14 protein-coding genes and 1 pseudogene are annotated in these 16,998 nt (G+C 69.4%); 10 read left to right on the forward strand and 5 right to left on the reverse strand.

Annotated features, from left to right (window positions below):
* Positions 1–13: 13 nt before the first annotated feature.
* Positions 14–886, reverse strand: coding sequence for a methylglyoxal synthase (locus tag CLV01_RS24270; RefSeq protein WP_012206945.1), 873 nt, complete (start codon positions 884–886; stop codon positions 14–16).
* Positions 887–1,035: 149 nt separating this feature from the next.
* On the opposite strand from CLV01_RS24270, the gene CLV01_RS24275 reads away from it, so the two are divergent.
* Together CLV01_RS24275 and CLV01_RS24280 are read left to right on the forward strand one after the other, a co-directional pair.
* Entirely contained in the window at positions 1,036–1,950 is a 915-nt protein-coding gene (locus CLV01_RS24275) for an alpha/beta hydrolase (protein ID WP_099733015.1), read from the forward strand.
* Positions 1,951–2,362: 412 nt separating this feature from the next.
* Positions 2,363–4,033 carry an ankyrin repeat domain-containing protein gene (locus tag CLV01_RS24280; RefSeq protein ID WP_099733014.1) on the forward strand — a complete coding sequence of 557 codons (1,671 nt, stop codon included), beginning with the start codon at positions 2,363–2,365 and terminating at the stop codon, positions 4,031–4,033.
* Between the two features lie 6 nt (positions 4,034–4,039).
* Here CLV01_RS24280 and CLV01_RS24285 read toward each other — a convergent pair whose 3' ends face one another.
* Positions 4,040–5,290: a YeeE/YedE family protein gene (locus CLV01_RS24285; protein ID WP_099733013.1), complete on the reverse strand. Its 1,251-nt coding sequence runs from the start codon at positions 5,288–5,290 to the stop codon at positions 4,040–4,042.
* A 175-nt stretch (positions 5,291–5,465) separates the two neighbouring features.
* Positions 5,466–6,430 (reverse strand): annotated as a pseudogene (locus CLV01_RS24290) (sulfurtransferase).
* Positions 6,431–6,634: 204 nt separating this feature from the next.
* On the opposite strand from CLV01_RS24290, the gene CLV01_RS24295 reads away from it, so the two are divergent.
* From CLV01_RS24295 to CLV01_RS24330, 8 genes are all read left to right on the forward strand, one after another.
* The gene (locus CLV01_RS24295; protein WP_099735065.1) at positions 6,635–7,831 is read left to right on the forward strand and encodes a multidrug effflux MFS transporter; all 1,197 of its coding nucleotides are present in this window, start codon (positions 6,635–6,637) and stop codon (positions 7,829–7,831) included.
* Between the two features lie 29 nt (positions 7,832–7,860).
* Complete coding sequence (gene miaA, locus CLV01_RS24300) at positions 7,861–8,850, forward strand: tRNA (adenosine(37)-N6)-dimethylallyltransferase MiaA (protein WP_099733011.1); 990 nt, start codon at positions 7,861–7,863, stop codon at positions 8,848–8,850.
* Between the two features lie 16 nt (positions 8,851–8,866).
* Positions 8,867–9,583, forward strand: a complete 717-nt coding sequence (locus CLV01_RS24305) for an ABC transporter ATP-binding protein (RefSeq protein WP_013801071.1) — start codon at positions 8,867–8,869, stop codon at positions 9,581–9,583.
* Positions 9,584–9,602: 19 nt separating this feature from the next.
* On the forward strand, positions 9,603–12,170 hold the full coding sequence (locus tag CLV01_RS24310; RefSeq protein ID WP_099733010.1) for an FtsX-like permease family protein: 2,568 nt from the start codon (positions 9,603–9,605) through the stop codon (positions 12,168–12,170).
* Between the two features lie 16 nt (positions 12,171–12,186).
* Complete coding sequence (locus tag CLV01_RS24315) at positions 12,187–13,254, forward strand: PLP-dependent cysteine synthase family protein (protein ID WP_099733009.1); 1,068 nt, start codon at positions 12,187–12,189, stop codon at positions 13,252–13,254.
* A 3-nt stretch (positions 13,255–13,257) separates the two neighbouring features.
* Positions 13,258–14,382 (forward strand): lipocalin-like domain-containing protein, encoded by a 1,125-nt coding sequence (locus CLV01_RS24320; RefSeq protein WP_099733008.1) that lies wholly within the window; start codon positions 13,258–13,260, stop codon positions 14,380–14,382.
* 70 nt (positions 14,383–14,452) lie between these two features.
* A complete protein-coding gene (locus CLV01_RS24325) occupies positions 14,453–14,686 on the forward strand; it encodes a type II toxin-antitoxin system ParD family antitoxin (RefSeq protein WP_099733007.1) in 234 nt (77 codons plus the stop codon).
* Positions 14,683–15,012, forward strand: a complete 330-nt coding sequence (locus CLV01_RS24330) for a type II toxin-antitoxin system RelE/ParE family toxin (protein WP_099733006.1) — start codon at positions 14,683–14,685, stop codon at positions 15,010–15,012. The genes CLV01_RS24325 and CLV01_RS24330 overlap by 4 nt, the downstream gene beginning before the upstream one ends.
* A gap of 72 nt (positions 15,013–15,084) precedes the next feature.
* Here the strand turns inward: CLV01_RS24330 and CLV01_RS24335 are convergent, their stop codons facing one another.
* Both CLV01_RS24335 and CLV01_RS24340 read right to left on the reverse strand, forming a co-directional pair.
* Positions 15,085–16,083, reverse strand: coding sequence for a branched-chain amino acid ABC transporter permease (locus CLV01_RS24335; RefSeq protein ID WP_012206959.1), 999 nt, complete (start codon positions 16,081–16,083; stop codon positions 15,085–15,087).
* Positions 16,084–16,110: 27 nt separating this feature from the next.
* Entirely contained in the window at positions 16,111–16,995 is an 885-nt protein-coding gene (locus CLV01_RS24340; protein ID WP_012206960.1) for a branched-chain amino acid ABC transporter permease, read from the reverse strand.
* Positions 16,996–16,998 lie beyond the last annotated feature (3 nt).

Consider the following 16,998-nt stretch of genomic DNA (forward strand, 5'->3'; position numbering starts at 1 on the left):
CGTGACGAAGGTTTCAGCGGCGCATCAAGGCCGCATCGCACCAGCGCTGCGCCACGGCCGGAGAAGTGGTGCAGACCGTGTCGTGCGTCACCGTGGTCACGGCGCGCTCCAGCAGCTGGATGTCGGCCTCGTGCTGGCGCGCCACATGCGGGTCCTCGAAGAAGATCACGCGCTGGCAGCGGCGGTCCAGCACCAGGTCGGCGATCTGCGCATCGCCGCCCAGCGGGCCGCTGTTGTAGCGGTCCACCCAGGGCCGGTCCTCGGGCCAGCCACGGCTCCAGGCCATTTCGTTGAGCCGCTGGCCCGTGGTTCCCGTGCCCACGCGCCGGCCAAAGCGCGACAGCAGCTCGAAGTTGCGCGCCGCGAAATCCAGCATGGTGGGCTTGAGCGCATCGTGGGCGATCAGCGCCAGCGTCTGCTGCGCATAGTCATGGAAGCGCTGCGCGCCGGCATCCCTGGGAAGGCCGGCATGGATGCGCTCCATCTCGATCCAGTCGCGCGCCGAGGCCACGGTGGACAGGAAGGGCTTGCCGTGGATCACGCATTGGCGCTTGAGCGCCACGGCCTCGGGGAAGATGGAGGACGGATCGACCGGGTCGGTCAGATAAATGGCGCCGTCAATCGTGCGCTCGTCGCCTTCCACGCCCACCACCTCGGCCACCAGCTTCATCAGCCCGCCTTCGCGGCCATAGGGATAGCGGCGCAGGCCCCGGTAGGACGCCAGCATGCCGGCGGCCTGGATGGCGTCGAAGGTACGGCCCACGGCATGCAGGCCCAGCTGCAGCTCGCGGATGCCGGACTCGCAGGCGCGCAGCCAGCCGAACAGTGCGGCATCCTCGGTTTGGTGGTGGATTCGGTTGGCGGCCAGGCCCAGGCGTATCGGCATACAGGTTCACTCATCAACAGTGGAGAGAGGTCCGCATCGCCTTGTCGGCCCGCGAACCAGCGGCAAGAATAGCGCCAATCCATGACAGCGCCGGCCCGCAGGGCAGCGGCGCTGAACTTTTGGCCGGCCCGTGCATCCATTGTTGCGTCATGCCCTCAATGCTTCCCTTTCTGTGGCCCCGAAGGCGCCTGCACCGGATCACGGCGGCGCTGGGCGTGGCCGCGCTGCTGGCGGCCAGCGGCTGCTCCGTGCTGGACACCAAGCAGCGCGAATGGATCTTCCAGCCCAGCGACCGCAGCTGGCCCGGCGCCAACACGGCCGGCATGGAAGATGTCTGGATCGATATGCCAGCGCAGGACGGCGCCCGCCTGCATGCGCTGTGGCTGCCCCAGCCGGCCACGGCCGGCAACGCCCCCGTGCTGCTGTACCTGCATGGCGCGCGCTGGAACGTTGCCGGCTCCTCGCCGCGCATCCGGCGGCTGCACGAACTGGGCTTTTCGGTGCTGGCCATCGACTACCGGGGCTTTGGCAAGAGCAGCGCCGGCCTGCCGTCCGAGGAATCGGCCGCCGAGGACGCACGCGCAGGCTGGGACTGGCTGGGCCGGCACGCTCCGGACCGGCCGCGATTCATCTTCGGCCATTCACTGGGCGGCGCCATCGCCATCGACCTGGCGCGCAGCGTCCAGGATGAGGCAGGCGTCATGGTCGAGGCGACCTTCACCAGCATTCCCGACGTGGTCCGCAGCTTCCGCTGGGGCTGGCTGCCCGTGGGGCCGCTGATCACGCAGCGCTTTGCCTCCATCGACAAGGTGGCCGGCATAGGCTCGCCGCTGCTGGTCGTGCACGGCAGCGCCGACCCGCTGATCCCCGCCACGCTGGGCCGCCAGCTTTTCGACGCGGCCAGCGAGCCCAAGCGCTTCGTGCTCATCGAAGGCGGCAACCACCACAACACCCAGTCGCGCGCCATGGAGCAATACCGGCAGGCGCTGGACGAGCTGTTCGGGCTGCGCCTGCTCGCACAGGCGCCCACAGCGCCAACTGCTGTACATCAGGTATTGCGCTAACATCCGCGCCTGCGGTACAGGCCGCACCCGGACCCGCGGGAAGGGTTGAACCCACCTGTATGCGCCCCTGCGGCGCGTTCTTTCTTGCCACAGCCTTTGTGCTGCCAGATTGCGGGTCGTTGGCCTCAGGGGCCTGTTCACACGGATCCAGGGATCGCGTTGCCCAGCTCCAGGGTCGTATGCAAGGCGCCCGCGCGCCGCAAGGCTCATGCCTTGCAAGTGCGGGCAACGCCGCAGACGGCCCTGGAGCTGGGCAACCCGTAGGGAAGCTGCATGCCAGCTCGCCACTCATCGTTGCGCTCCTTGTGCGTGTGGGCACACGCACGGCGTCGCACGCCTTGATTGGCAAGCTGGCATACAGCTTCGCGACCCTGGATCCGTGTGAACAGGCCCCTTGCACGGAGGTATCCCTGTGAAACGCATCCCCGCCCGGCCCGACATGGGCCATCTCAAGAAACAGGCCAAGCAACTGCTGGCCGCCTATCGCGCAGGCTCGGCCCAGGCCATGGAGTCCATGCGCTCCCACCTGCCAGCGGCCAAAGGCCTTGCCGATGAGGCGCTCGCCGCCAAGGACCTGCGGCTGCACGACGCCCAGTCCTGCGTGGCGCGCGAGCACGGTTTCGCTTCATGGAGCGAGCTGTCAGGCTACGTCGAGGCATGCCAGCGCCTGGCGGCGGACTCAGAGAAGTCCCGGCTGCACTGGCTGGCCCTGGTCTATGCCGGCGATGTGGCGGGCGGCACGCACCGCGCGCAGCCCGCGCTGGCCCGGCGCCTGCTGGACGAGCGGCCGGAACTTGCGGGCAGTGATGGCAGTGATCCCTGGGTGGCCTGCGCCACCGGCAATCTGGCCGTGCTGCGCGAGGTCGAGCGCTACGACCCCGGCTGGCTGCGCCGTGCAGGCGGGCCGCTGGCGCTGCCGCCGCTGATGGCCGTCACCCATTCCTGCCTGCTGCGCCTGCCCGAATTCACCGAGCACCTGCACGCATGCGCGCGCTGGCTGCTGGACGCGGGCGCCGACCCGCTGCAGACCATAGGCAACCGCTGGCCACCCGCCTCGCTGCAGGCCCCCTCAGATACCGAGCGGCTGTCGGCCCTCTATGGCGCAGCAGGCCAGAACCATGATGCGCAACTGACGCAGATGCTGCTGCAGGCCGGTGCCGACCCCAACGACGGCGAATCGCTCTACCACTCGCTGGAAGGCACACCCGCCAGCCGCGAATGCACGCGGCTGCTGCTGCAAGCCGGCGCACGCGCGGACGGCAGCAATGCCCTGTTCCGCGTGCTGGACCTGGACGATGTGCAGGCCCTGCGCCTGCTGCTGGACCACGGCGCCGATCCGAACGAGGACAACGGCCAGGGCGAATGGGGCCGCCCGCTGCAGTGGGCCATCCGCCGGCGCCGCTCGCCCGCCCATGTGCAGGCGCTGCTGGATGCCGGCGCCGATCCGTCGGTCCGCACGCCGCAGGGCCTGAGTGCCGCTGCACTGGCGCGGCGCTTTGGCCTGGCCGACGTGGCCGCCCTGCTGGAACAGGCGGCGGGCAGCGAGCCCACCACGCCGCAGGAGCAACTCCTGGCCGCCTGCGCCGTGGGCGACGCAGCACAGGCCCGCCGTCTTGCCGCAGCCCACCCCGGGCTGCTCCAGGGCCTGGCGCCCGAACAACTGCGCATGCTGCCCGAACTGGCGGCCCTGGGCTGCATGGACGCCGTGCGCTGCATGGTGGAACTGGGCTGGCCCATCGCCGCGCGCGGCGGCGACTGGGATGCATCCGCACTGAACCAGGCCGTGTTCCGTGGCGATGCCGCCATGGCGCGCTTCCTGCTGGAGCACGGCGCACAGTGGACCGAACGCCACGCCTATGGCGACAACTGCGCAGGCACCCTGTGCTGGGCATCGCTGAACCGGCCCGAATCCACGGAACCCGGCGGCGGCGACTGGCTGGGCTGCGCCCAGGCCCTCATCGACCACGGCATGCCCCTGGCCAGGCCCGACCCCGAGGCGCCCGGCTGCGTGCTCATCGACGGAAGCCGGCAGCGGTATCCGGAGGAGATCGCGGATCTGCTGCTGGGTGTGGCTGCCGGCTGAAGGCCCTCAGTCCCGGCTGGCCTGCCAGCGCCGCAGCACGAAACCCGCCCACAGCGCCGTGAACACGGCCGCGCCAAAGACCCAGCCCGACAGCGCACCCGCCATGCTGCCCGACAGCAGCGTGCCGATGGTGCAGCCCAGCCCCGTCATGGCGCCCCAGCCCAGCAAGGCGCCACCGGCCAGGCCGCGTGCCGCATCGCGCCAGGTGGGGCGGCGCGGCGTCCACTGGCGGCTGGCCACGGCAGCGCCCCAGGCACCGGCCACCAGGCCCAGCAGCAGCACGGCATGGGGGGTGAGCAGGCTGTTGAGTACGGCGGTGGCGCATCCGCCCAGGGTATCCAGGCCATGCAGGCGCTCGGGCACCCAGCCGCCGGCCTGGGCCCAGCCGCGCACGGTGCTGCCCAGCGTGGTGGTCACGCCCAGCGGCCGCATGCGCACGATGGCGGCGGCCGCGATCAGGCCCACGGCCAGGCCGCCCAGCGCGGCGTTCCAGCGGCCTTGCCACAGTGACAGCCACAGCTGGCGCAGGCCCGGTGGCTGCGCCGGTACTGCCGCAGGCCGGGGCTGTGCGCGGCCCGAGCGCCCATGAATGCGCCAGACCCAGGCCGCCAGCAGGCCCAGCACGGCCAGTTGCAGCGCCAGCGCGCCGCCATAGCCCAGATGGGCCGGCAGCCAGATGACGGGCGCATCGGCAATGGCCAGGCTGTACAGCGGGTTCCAGCTGCGAAACCCCAGCACGAAGCCCAGGCCCGTGCCGACCAGGGCAAACGGCGCCACGGTCGATCCCTCGCCCAGCCGGTACCAGTGGGCGCTGATGCACGAGCCCGAGACGGACATGCCCGCGCCAAAGGCCAGGCCCGCCAGCACCAGCACCCAGCTCACGGGACCTATGTGCATGTCGGGCGGCAACTGGCCCGGCTGGGGCACGGCCACCCAGCTGCCCAGCACCACGGTCATGCCCGCCGATCCCACGGCCAGCGCCAGCAGGATGGAGAGCACGCCGCGCGGGTCGCCGAACTCGAACCAGTCGCGCGCATGGCAGTAAAAGCAAAAGCGCGAGCGCTGCAGCACCAGCCCCAGCAGCAGGCCCAGCGCCAGCGCAAAGACCAGGGTGCGCCCGCCGCCTTGCAGCTGCAGCTGCGCCGCCACAGGCCAGGCTGCGGCCAGCACGGCGGCCAAGGGCAGCCATCTGGTCCAGTCCCTTGCCCTGTGCCTGCCATTCACGTTCTGCGTGTGCTCACCGGTCACGCTTGTCATTCCTGCCCCCTTTGTTGCCATCCCACGCATAAAAAAAGGGGCCCGCAGTCTGCGGGCCCCAAAGGAGCCGAGCTTTTGCCAAAGCCACTCGTCACCACCCCTGATCCGTCGAACCAAGAGCACCGACACCCCTCGCCCGGCCCCCGCCTTCAAGACAGGTTGATCGACTGCAGGTTCATTTCGCGGCCCAGATCGTGCCGGCCGGGTTGTTGATGGGCACACCCACGGAGTTGCCGTACTCGGTCCACGAGCCGTCGTAGTTGCGCACCTGGTAGCCCAGGATCTTGGACAGCGCAAACCAGGTGTGGCTGGAGCGCTCGCCGATGCGGCAGTAGGTGATGACGGGCTTGCTGCCGTCGATGCCCACGCCCGCGTAGAGCTTCTTGAGCTCTTCGGCGGACTTGAAGCTGCCGTCCTCGCGCACGGCCTGCCCCCAGGGCACGTTGACGGCGCCGGGGATGTGGCCGGCGCGGATGGCCAGCTCCGGCACGCCGGCCGGGGCGAAGACCTTGCCCTGGTATTCGTCGGCCGAGCGGATGTCGACGAGCTTGGCGTCGCTGCGCCCTTCGGCCGAGGCCAGCGCATCGGTCAGGCGCGCGCGCAGCGCGGTGTTGACCTTGCCCACGCGGTAGGTGGTGGCCGCATATTCCGGGGCGCGGTTGTTGAGGGGGCGGTTCTCGGCCTCCCACTTCTTGCGGCCGCCGTCCAGCAGCTTGACGTTCTGCACGCCATAGATGTCGAAGACCCAGGCCCCCAGGCTGCGAACCAGTTGTTGGTATCGCCGTACAGCACGACCGTGTTGCCTTCCTTCACGCCGGCCTGGGACAGCAGCTTCTCGAACTGCTCCTTGCCCACGATGTCGCGGCGCACCTTGTCATTGAGGTCGTTGTGCCAAGAGAAGTTGACGGCGCCAGGTACATGGGAGCGTTCGTACAGGCCGGGGTTGACGCTGACCTCGACGATGCGCACATCGGCGCGGTTGAGGTTGGCCGCCAACCATTCGGTGCTGACCAGCGGGCCTTCGGGCACAGGCGCATTGGCATGGGCCGCACCACCGACCAGGGCCACGCCCCACAGCAGGGTGCACGCCCCCTGGCGCAGCGCGGCGGGAAGGGAGGAGAAAGCGGTCAGCGTTGCCATTGCGGTCCTTTGTTCACAGTTGCGTTGATCGGGTTGATTCCTCTGCAGTGCAATGTAGGCAGGGCCCGGCCGGTTCCCAACTGCGCAATCCGCAGATGGATATGCACCGCCCGAACATGGACAGCGGCACCCCTTGTTCTCTGCTACCCTCGGTCGCCTATGTCAGCGCCCCTGTCTCCCGCCGCCGCGCAAGCGCAGCCGGCCATGTCCCCCGTCCTGGTCGTCGTCTTGCTCGGCCTGCTGCTGGGACTGCAGCCGCTGGCCACCGACCTGTACCTGCCGGCCCTGCCGTCGATACAGGCGGCCTTCTCCACCCAGGTGTCCCAGGTGCAGCTCACGCTGACGGCGTTCCTGCTGGCCTTCGGCTGCTCGCAACTGGCCTGGGGGCCGCTGTCCGACCGCTTCGGGCGCCGGCCCATCCTGCTGGCGGGCATGTCCATCTACGTGCTGGCCGCGCTGAGCAGCGCCAGTGCCGAGACCATGGAGTCGCTGATCGCCTGGCGCGCGCTGCAGGGGGCATCGCTGGGCGCCGGCGTGATGTGTGCACGCGCCATGGTGCGCGATCTGTTCGCACCGCACCTGGGCGCCCAGGTCATGTCCAAGGCGCTGACCGGGCTGGGCGTGATCGCCTTCCTGAGCCCCGTCAGCGGCAGCCTGCTGGTGGATTCGCTGGGCTGGCGCTCGACCATGCTGGCCCAGGCCGTGATGGGCGCGCTGGCCCTGCTGCTGGTGGCCCTGCGCTTCACGGAGACACTGGCCCGCACCAATCCCACGGCGCTGCAGCCGCTGGCCCTGGCGCGCAACTGGATCACCATCTTGCGCCACCCGGGATTCCAGTCCTACCAGTTGCTGACCTGCTGCACCTATGCGGCCCTGTTCACCAACCTGGCCGCATCTTCCTTCACCTATATCCATGTGCTGGGCGTGAGCCGCACGGGCTACGGCCTGCTGATGGGCAGCAACGCGCTGTGCTACATCGCGGGCACCTTCCTGTGCCGCTGGCTGCTGCAGCGCATGGATGTGCGGCGCGCCGTGCAGATCGCCGGGCTGGCCAGCCTGCTGTCGGCCACGGCCATCGGCATTGCGGCGCTGGCCGATGCGCGCAGCCTCTGGGCCTATGCCCTGCCCTTCTATATCTTCCAGATCGCCCATGGCGTGCACATGCCCTGCGGCCAGAGCAATGCCATCGCGCCCTTCCCGCAGTCGGCGGGCACGGCCTCGGCGCTGAACGGCTTCACCATGATGCTCATCGCCTTTGCCATGGGACACTGGCTGGGCCTGCACCTGGACGGCCAGTCCACCCGGCCCATGGCCTTCGGCATCTGGTTCTGGGGCGTGTGCACGGCCATGGTCGCCTGGGGGCTGGTGCGCCGCCATGGCCGGGTCGATGGCCACCGCTGATTCCACTTTCCTGCGTTCCCGTTTCTCGAATGTCCACCGCTTCCCCGCTCCCCTGCCTGGCCATCGCCGGCCCCACCGCTTCCGGCAAGACTGCTGCCGCCCTGGCCCTGGCCAGGCTGCTGGCCGAACGCGGCCAGGCCGCAGAAATCATCAGCGTGGACTCGGCCCTGGTCTATCGCGGCATGGACATCGGCACGGCCAAGCCCACGCCCGAAGAACTGGCTGCCTGCCCCCATCACCTGATCGATATCCGCGACCCGCTGCAGGCCTACAGCGCGGCCGAATTCGTGCAGGACACGCAGCGCCTGGTGGCCGAGATCCGCGCGCGCGGCGCCCTGCCGCTGCTGGTGGGCGGCACCATGCTGTATTTCAAGGCCCTGCAGGATGGCATTGACGACATGCCGGCCGCCGACCCCGCCGTGCGCGAGCGGCTGGACGCCCAGGCCGCGCAGATCGGCTGGCCCGCCATGCATGCGCTGCTGGCCCAGGTCGATCCCGCCACGGCCGCGCGCCTGGCGCCGGCCGACAGCCAGCGCATACAGCGCGCGCTGGAGGTCTGGCATGTGTCGGGCAAGCCGCTGTCCAGCTTTCATACGCGGGCGGGCAAGGATGCGGCACAGGGCCTGATCAGCCCCGGCGGTTTCTTCTCGCTGGAGCCGCAGGACCGCGCCTGGCTGCATGCGCGCATCGCCCAGCGCTTCGACGCCATGCTGGACGCCGGTTTCATCGACGAAGTGCAACAGCTGCGCGCGCGCGGCGACCTGCACCTGGACCTGCCCTCCATCCGCTGCGTGGGCTACCGCCAGGCCTGGGAATCGCTGGACGGCCTGTACTCCATGAACTCGCTGCGCGAACGCGGCATTGCCGCCACGCGCCAGCTGGCCAAGCGCCAGATCACCTGGCTGCGCAGCATGCCCGCCCGCCATGCCATTGCCTGCGATGCGCCCGATGCCCAGCAGCAACTGCTGCAGGCTGCGATGGCCGTGATGGCCGCAGCAACCCAGGCCCGCAACGGCTGAACAGGAAATCGCCTTCATGACTGCCGCGCCCCGGGACAACACGCCGCTGACTCAGCCGCCGCTGCTTCAGGTCCAGGGCCTGGCGCGGCGCTACCGCAACGACGGCGGCACGGAAACCGCCGTCTTCGAGAACGTGGACTGCAGCGTGGCGCGCGGCGAGTTCGTGGCCATCGTGGGTGACTCGGGCGTGGGCAAGTCCACCTTTCTCAACTGCCTGGCCGGGCTCGATGAGTGGCAGCAGGGCCGCGTGCTGCACGAAGGCCAGGACCTGTCGGCCCTGGATGAAACCGGCCGCGCGCTGTGGCGGCGCAGCCATGTGGGCTTTGTGTTCCAGGCCTTCCATGTGCTGCCGCACCTGGATGTCTGGCACAACGTGGCCCTGCCGCTGATGCTGCTGCAGCGGCTGGATGCGGCGGGCCGCCAGCGCGTGCAGCAACTGCTGCAGGCCGTCGGGCTGCAGGGGCTGGAGCAGCGCCTGCCCTGGCAGCTCAGCGGCGGCCAGCTGCAGCGCGTGGCCATTGCACGCGCCCTGGTCCACGGACCGGCCCTGCTGCTGGCCGACGAGCCCACCGGCAACCTGGACCCCGGCACGGCCGCACAGGTCATGGAACTGTTGCTGCAGCAGACCCGGGAACACCAGGCCGCCCTGGTGCTGGTCACGCACTCCATCGAGGCCGCTCGCCGTGCCGACCGCGTGCTGCGCCTGACCGCACAGGGCATGCAGCCCGCCTAGCGCCAGAGACCATCCGTCCATGCTCGCCCTGCTTCGCACCTTTTCCTGGCAGGAGCTGCGCCAGCATCCCTGGCGCACGGCCACCGCCCTGGTGGCCATCATGCTGGGCGTGGCGCTGGGCTTTGCCGTGCATGTGATCAACCAGTCCGCGCTCGATGAGTTCTCGCGCGCCGTGCGCACGGTCAGCGGCCAGCCGGACCTGGAGCTGCGTGCCATGCAGGGCGGCCTGCCCGAATCGCTGTATGGCCGCGTTGCGCAGCAGCCCCAGGTCAGCCTGGCCGCACCCTGGATCGAAGCCACGGCCCTGGCAGGCACCGCCACGCCGGTGCAGTTGCGCGTGCTGGGCGGCGATGCGCTGCGGCTGGCGCCCGTGGCGCCTGCGCTCATGCCTCGGCTGTTCGATGGCGGCGGGCGGCTGGACCTGTTCGCGCCCGATGCGGTCTTCCTCAATGCAACGGCACTCGAAGCCCTGGGCCTGACGCCGGAGCAGGCGCGGTACACGCCCCTGCCATGGCAACTGGGCGGGCGCGCGCAGACCCTGCGCATCGCGGGCACGGTGGCCGCATCCGGCCCGCCGCTGGCCGTGATGGACATCGGCGGGCTGCAGGACAGCCTGCAGCGCTGGGGCCAGGTGGACCGCATCGATGTGCTGCTGGCCGAAGGCGCCACGCGCGAGTCCCTGCTGGCCGAGCTGCGCCGCCTGCCCGACTGGCCCGCCCAGGCCCTGGCCAGCCGCCCCGGCGACGACCAGCAGCGCATAGCCGAGATGTCGCGCGCCTACCGCGTCAACCTCACGGTGCTGGCCCTGGTGGCGCTGTTCACAGGGGCGTTCCTGGTGTTCTCGGTGCTGGCGCTCAGCGTGGCCCAGCGCGCGCCGCAGTTCGCCCTGCTGGCCGTGCTGGGATTGACGCCGCGCCAGCGCCTGGGCCTGGTGCTGCTGGAATCGCTGCTGCTGGGCATGGTGGGCAGCGCGGCCGGCATTGCGCTGGGCGCGGGCCTGGCCTGGCTGGCCCTGCACCTGCTGGGCGGTGACCTGGGCGGCGGCTACTTTGCCGGCGTGCAGCCCGCGCTGCAGTGGAGCGCCGGCGCCGCGCTGACCTTTGGCCTGCTGGGTGTGGCCGCCACCGTGGCTGGCGGCTGGTGGCCGGCGCGCCAGGCCATGGAGTTGCCGCCCGCCGCCACGCTCAAGGGCCAGGGCGCGGGCTCCGAACGCGCGGCGCGCGGCCTGCCGGCCCTGCTGCTGATGGCAACCAGCGTGGCCCTGGCCTTTGTGCCGCCCGTGGCCGGCATTCCCCTGGCCGCCTATGCCGCCGTGGCCCTGCTGCTGCTGGGCGGCATGGCCGCCCTGCCCTGGCTGCTGGGCCAGCTGTTGCGCCTGGTGCCGCAATCGCTGCTGCGCCAGCCGCTGGCCCTGCTGCCCGTGGAGCGTGCGCGGCGCATGCGCCGCAGCACCACCGTGGCCGTGGGCGGCGTGGTGGCCAGCCTGAGCCTGGCCGTGGCGCTGACCGTGATGGTGGCCAGCTTCAGGGACAGCATGATCGCCTGGCTGGACGCCGTGCTGCCCGCCCCGCTGTACCTGCGCACGGCCGGCAGCGCAGGCCGTGCCGATGCCGCGCCCCTGCCCGCCGATCTGGCCGCGCGCATTGCCGCCCTGCCTGGCGTGCAGCGCGCCCAGCCCATGCGCAGCACCAGCCTGTGGCTCAGCCCGGATCGCCCTGCCGTCAGCCTGCTGCTGCGTCCGCTGCATGGCCCCCAGGGCCAGCAGTTGCCGTGGATACAAGGCCCCTTGCAAGCGCCCGCTGGCAGCACGCCCGTCTATGTCAGCGAAGCCGTGGCCCAACTCTATGGCGTGCGGCCGGGCCAGGAGTGGCCTCTGCTGGCCCAGGCCCTGCCGTCGGAAGATTCCCGCGTGTTTGTGGCCGGCATCTGGCGCGACTATGTGCGCCAGTTCGGCGCCATCGCCATGGACTGGGATGACTACCAACGGCTTGCCGACGGCAGCGCCACCACGGCAGGCCCCACCGAAATCGCCATCTGGCCGGACGGCGACGACACGGCCACGGCGCAACAGCTTCAGGCGCGCATCCAGTCCCTGCTGACCGGGCCGGGCGCCGCGCAGGCACTGGAGTTCGCCAGCAGCGGCGCGCTGCGCGAGCGCTCCATGCGCATCTTCGACCGCAGCTTTGCCGTGACCTACTGGCTGCAGGCCGTGGCCATCGGCATCGGCCTGTTCGGCATCGCGGCCAGCTTCAGCGCCCAGGTGCTGGCACGGCGCAAGGAATTCGGCCTGCTCGCCCACCTGGGCCTGACGCGGCGCGACATCCTGGCCGTGGTGGCTGGCGAGGGCATGGCCTGGACCACGGCGGGCGCCATCGCCGGCAGCCTGCTGGGCCTGGGCGTGGCCGTGATCCTGGTGCATGTGGTGAATCCGCAAAGCTTTCACTGGACCATGGAGCTGTCCCTGCCGTGGCCCCGCCTTTTGGCGCTGGCTGCCAGCGTGATCGCAGCAGGCACGCTGACGGCCTGGCTGGCCGGGCGTGCGGCGGCAGGGCGCGAGGCGGTGCTGGCGGTCAAGGAGGATTGGTAGGAGGCAGCCTGCGACAATGGCCGCCATGCCGCACACCACCTCTTCCTGGCTGCATGAGGCCATCAACCGCATCGAGGCCGATTACCAGCGCAGTGCCGACACGCACCTGATCCCGCTGCCCCTGCCCGGCTTTGCCGACCTGGGGATCGACCTCTACCTCAAGGACGAATCCACCCACCCCACGGGCAGCCTCAAGCACCGGCTGGCGCGCTCGCTGTTTCTCTATGCGCTGTGCAATGGCTGGGTGCATGAGGGCTCGACCATCGTCGAGGCATCGAGCGGCTCCACGGCCGTGAGCGAGGCGTATTTCGCGCGCCTGCTGGGCCTGCCCTTCGTGGCCGTGATGCCGCGCAGCACCTCGGCCGAGAAGATTGCGCTGATCGAGTTCTACGGCGGTCGCTGCCATCTGGTGGACAGCGCAGGCCAGGTCTACGACGAGGCACGCGCCGTGGCCGCGCAGACCGGCGGCCACTACATGGACCAGTTCACCTATGCCGAGCGCGCCACCGACTGGCGTGGCAACAACAATATTGCGGAGAGCATGTTCACCCAGATGCGGCGCGAGCGCCATGCCGTGCCGCACTGGATCGTGGTGGGCGCGGGCACGGGCGGCACCAGCGCCACCATTGGCCGCTACGTGCGTTTCCAGCGCCATGCCACGGGCATCTGCGTGGCCGACCCCGAGGGCTCGGTGTTCGCCGCCTACCACCGTACGGGCGATTCCACCCTCACCGCACCGGGCTCGCGCATCGAGGGCATAGGCCGCCCGCGCGTGGAGCCCAGCTTTGTGCGCACCCTGGTGGACCGCATGGAGGAGGTGGCGGACTGCGATTCCCTGGCCGCCATGCGCAGCCTGTCCGCACTGCTGGGCCGGCGCGTGGGGCCGTCCACGGGCACCAACTACGTGGCCATGCTCAGGCTGGCCAGCGAGATGCGCCAGCGCGGCGAGCAGGGCTCCATCCTCTCGCTGCTGTGCGATGCGGGCGAGCGCTACCTGCCCACCTACCATGATGCGGACTGGGTGATGCAGCGCATCGGCGACTGCGGGCCGGCCCAGGCGCGCATCGCGCAGTTGCAAAGCTGATCCATGATGCCCCTGCCCCGCCGCCATCTGCTGGGCCTGGCTGCAGGCCTGGGCCTGGGGGCGGCAGGACTGCCCGCCCAGGCACTGCCGCCACGCACGCTGGTCTTCCCGCGCGACCATGGCAGCCACCCCGGGCTGCGCACCGAGTGGTGGTACATCACCGGCCAGGCACGCGCGGCGGGCCAGGCCTGGGGTTTCCAGATCACCTTCTTCCGATCCCGCGTACAGGCCACGCAGGAGCTGCGCTCCGCCTTTGCGGCGCGCCAGTTGCTGTTTGCCCATGCGGCGCTGTGCGATGTGCAGGGCGCCCGCCTGCACCACGACCAGCGCATCGCGCGCGCAGGCTTTGGCATTGCCCAGGCCAGCGAGGCCGATGCCGACGTGCGGCTGCAGGACTGGGCGCTGCAGCGCACCGATGAAGACACCGGTAACGGCGAGGCCGAACGCTACACCACCCGCATACGCAGCACCGCATTCGCACTGGACCTGCGCTTCGAGACCCGCGAGCACCCGCTGCTGCAGGGCCGCGCCGGCCTCTCGCGCAAGGGGCCGGAACCCGAGCAGGCCAGCTACTACTACAGCCGCCCGCAACTGCAGGTGAGCGGCACGCTGGAGCTGGCAGGCCAGCGCATGGAGATCGAAGCCGCGCGCGAACCCGGTGACAACCGCGCCTGGCTGGACCATGAATGGAGCCAAGCCCTGATGCACCCGGAGGCCGTGGGATGGGACTGGATAGGCATGAACCTGTTCGACGGCGGTGCGCTCACGGCCTTCCGAGTGCGCCGCAGCGATGGCAGCGCGCTGTGGGCCGGAGGCTCGCTGCGCGGCGCCGATGGCAAGGTACAGGTCTTCGCCCACGATGCCGTTCGGTTCACACCGCTGCGCCACTGGAGCAGCCCCGCCAGCGGCGCGCGCTACCCCGTGCAATGGCAGGTGGAAACGCCCGCTGGCCGCTTCACCGTGAACGCCCTGGTCGATGACCAGGAGCTGGACAGCAGCGCCTCCACCGGCGCCATCTACTGGGAGGGCCTGTGCAGCCTCCAAAAGCCCACCGGCCCGGGCCAGGAGGCGCGAGCCGGTCAGGGATACCTGGAGATGACGGGCTACGCCCGGCCGCTGCAGCTATGAAAACCTCTTCAAGCTCCAGTGGCTGAATGGGAATCTTGCCAAATTTTGCCAAGGAACCCACACTGTCGCCATGAGCACCATGAACATTTCCCTGCCTGACACCCTCAAGTCCTTTGTGGATGAGCAGGTCAGCCAGCGTGGCTACGGCACAAGCAGCGAGTATGTCCGCGAGCTGATCCGCAGGGATCAGGAGCGCCTGCAACTGCGCAACCTGCTGTTGGCTGGAGCGGGTTCGGCGCCGGCTGCCGCGGTGGATGCGGGCTATTTCGATGGACTGCGTGAGCGGGCAAAGGCCAAGAGTTGAAGGCCAAGGCCATCGTCCCCCGCGAGCAGGCCAACCGGGACGTCGAAGAGATACTTGCCTGGTACCTGGGCGAGGAGGCAGCACATGCAGCCCTGGGCTTCATCGACGCGCTGGAGAAGGCCTACGCACACATAGGCCGCCACCCCTCCACAGGCTCGCTGCGCTATGCCCATGAACTCCATCTGCCCGGTCTGCGCGCCTGGCCGCTGACGCGCTACCCGTACATGGTGTTCTATGTGGAGCACGCCCATCACGTCGATGTATGGCGTGTGCTGCACGGCCAGCGGGACATACCGGCATGGATGCAGGAACCCGACAACGGATAAGGGCAGGCCACCAGGATCAGATGCGGTCCTGGTGGCCTGCCCTTCCCGCCGCTCGGTGCGGTCTTCAGGATCTCAAGGAGTACGCTTTTTCTGCAGCCAGGCGATCAGCTCGCCCATGATGCCCTTGCGGAACAGCAGCACGCAGACCACGAAGATCAGGCCGGTGACGATGGTCACCGACTCGCCCAGCGTGGAGAACCACTCCACGCCCGTGAGGCGCTGCAGGAAGCTGCCGAACTCGCCGATCTTGTTCTCCAGCATGACCACCACGGCCGAGCCCAGGATGGGGCCGGACAGCGTGCCCAGGCCGCCCATCAGCGTCATCAGGATCACGTGGCCGGAGGTGGTCCAGTGCACATCCGACAGCGTGGCAAAGCCCAGCACCACGGTCTTGAGAGAACCGGCCAGGCCCGTGAGCGCGGCCGAGATCACGAAGGCCAGCAGCTTGAAGCGCGCCACGTCATAGCCCAGCGAGGTCGCGCGCGGCTCGTTCTCCTTGATGGCCTTGAGCACCTGGCCGAAGGGCGAGTGGATGGTGCGCACGATCAGCAGGAAGGCCAGGACCACGATGACCAGCGTGACGTAGTACATGGTCAGGTCGCTGGTCAGGTCGATGAGGCCGAACAGCTTGCCGCGCGGTACGCCCTGCAGTCCGTCCTCGCCGCCCGTGAAGGGCGCCTGCAGGCACACGAAGAACAGCATCTGGGCCAGCGCCAGCGTGATCATCGAGAAATAAATGCCCTGACGGCGGATGGCCAGCCAGCCGAAGATCAGCCCCAGCAGCGCGCCCCCGGCCGTGCCGGCCAGCATGGCCAGCTCGGGCGTGAAGCCCCAGCCCTTGATGGCGTAGCCCGTCACATAGGCCGCACCGCCCAGGAAGGCCGCGTGGCCGAAGGACAGCAGGCCCGTGTAGCCCAGCAGCAGGTTGAAGGCCGAGGCGAACAGTGCGAAGCACATGAGCTTCATCACGAACACCGGGTAGGCACCCAGCATGGGCGCCGCCAGCAGGCCCAGCAGCAGCAGGCCATAGCCCCAGGGGGCGATGCGTTGAACGAGAGTCTTGGATTTCATGTGGTCGGCCCCTTGTCCTCGTTCTTGTTATTTCTCTTTGCCGAACAGGCCGGCGGGGCGGATGAGCAAAACGATGACCATGATGAAGAACACCACGGTGGACGAAGCCTCGGGCCAGAAGACCTTGGTCAGGCCCTCGATCACGCCCAGGCCCAGGCCGGTGAGGATGGAGCCCATGATGGAGCCCATGCCGCCGATCACCACCACGGCGAAGACCACGATGATGAGGTTCTGCCCCATCAGCGGCGTGACCTGGTAGACGGGCGCCGCCAGCACGCCGGCAAACGCCGCCAGGGCCGCGCCGAAGGCATAGGTCAGCGTGATCATCACGGGCACGTTGACGCCGAAGGCCTCGACCAGGCGCGGGTTCTCGGTGCCGGCCCGCAGGTAGGCGCCGATGCGCGTCTTCTCGATCATGAACCAGGTGGCCACGCAGACCACGATGGAGGCCAGCACCACCCAGGCGCGGTAGTTGGGCAGGATCATGAAGCCCAGGTTGGTCGCGCCTTCCAGCAGCTCGGGCGTGTCGTAGCCCAGGCCCGAGACGCCGTAGACCGAGCGGAACAGGCCCTCGATCAGCAGCGACAGGCCCAGGGTCAGCAACAGGCCGTAGAGGTGGTCGAGCTTGTAGATCCAGCGCAATAAAAAGCGCTCGATCAGCACGCCCAGCAGGCCCACCAGCAACGGCGACAGCACCAGCATCACCCAGTAGTTGATGTTGAAGTAGCTCATGGCCATCCAGGTGACCATGGCGCCCAGCATGAACAACGCGCCGTGGGCGAAGTTGATCACGTTGAGCAGGCCGAAGATCACCGCCAGCCCCAGGCTGAGGATGGCGTAGAACGAGCCGTTGACCAGCCCCAGAAGGAGCTGGCTCATCAGGCCTGGCAGGGAAACACCAAAGATTTCCATGGG

The sequence above is a fragment of the Delftia sp. 60 genome, assembly GCF_002754395.1.
Taxonomy (GTDB): Bacteria; Pseudomonadota; Gammaproteobacteria; order Burkholderiales; family Burkholderiaceae_C; genus Comamonas; species Comamonas acidovorans.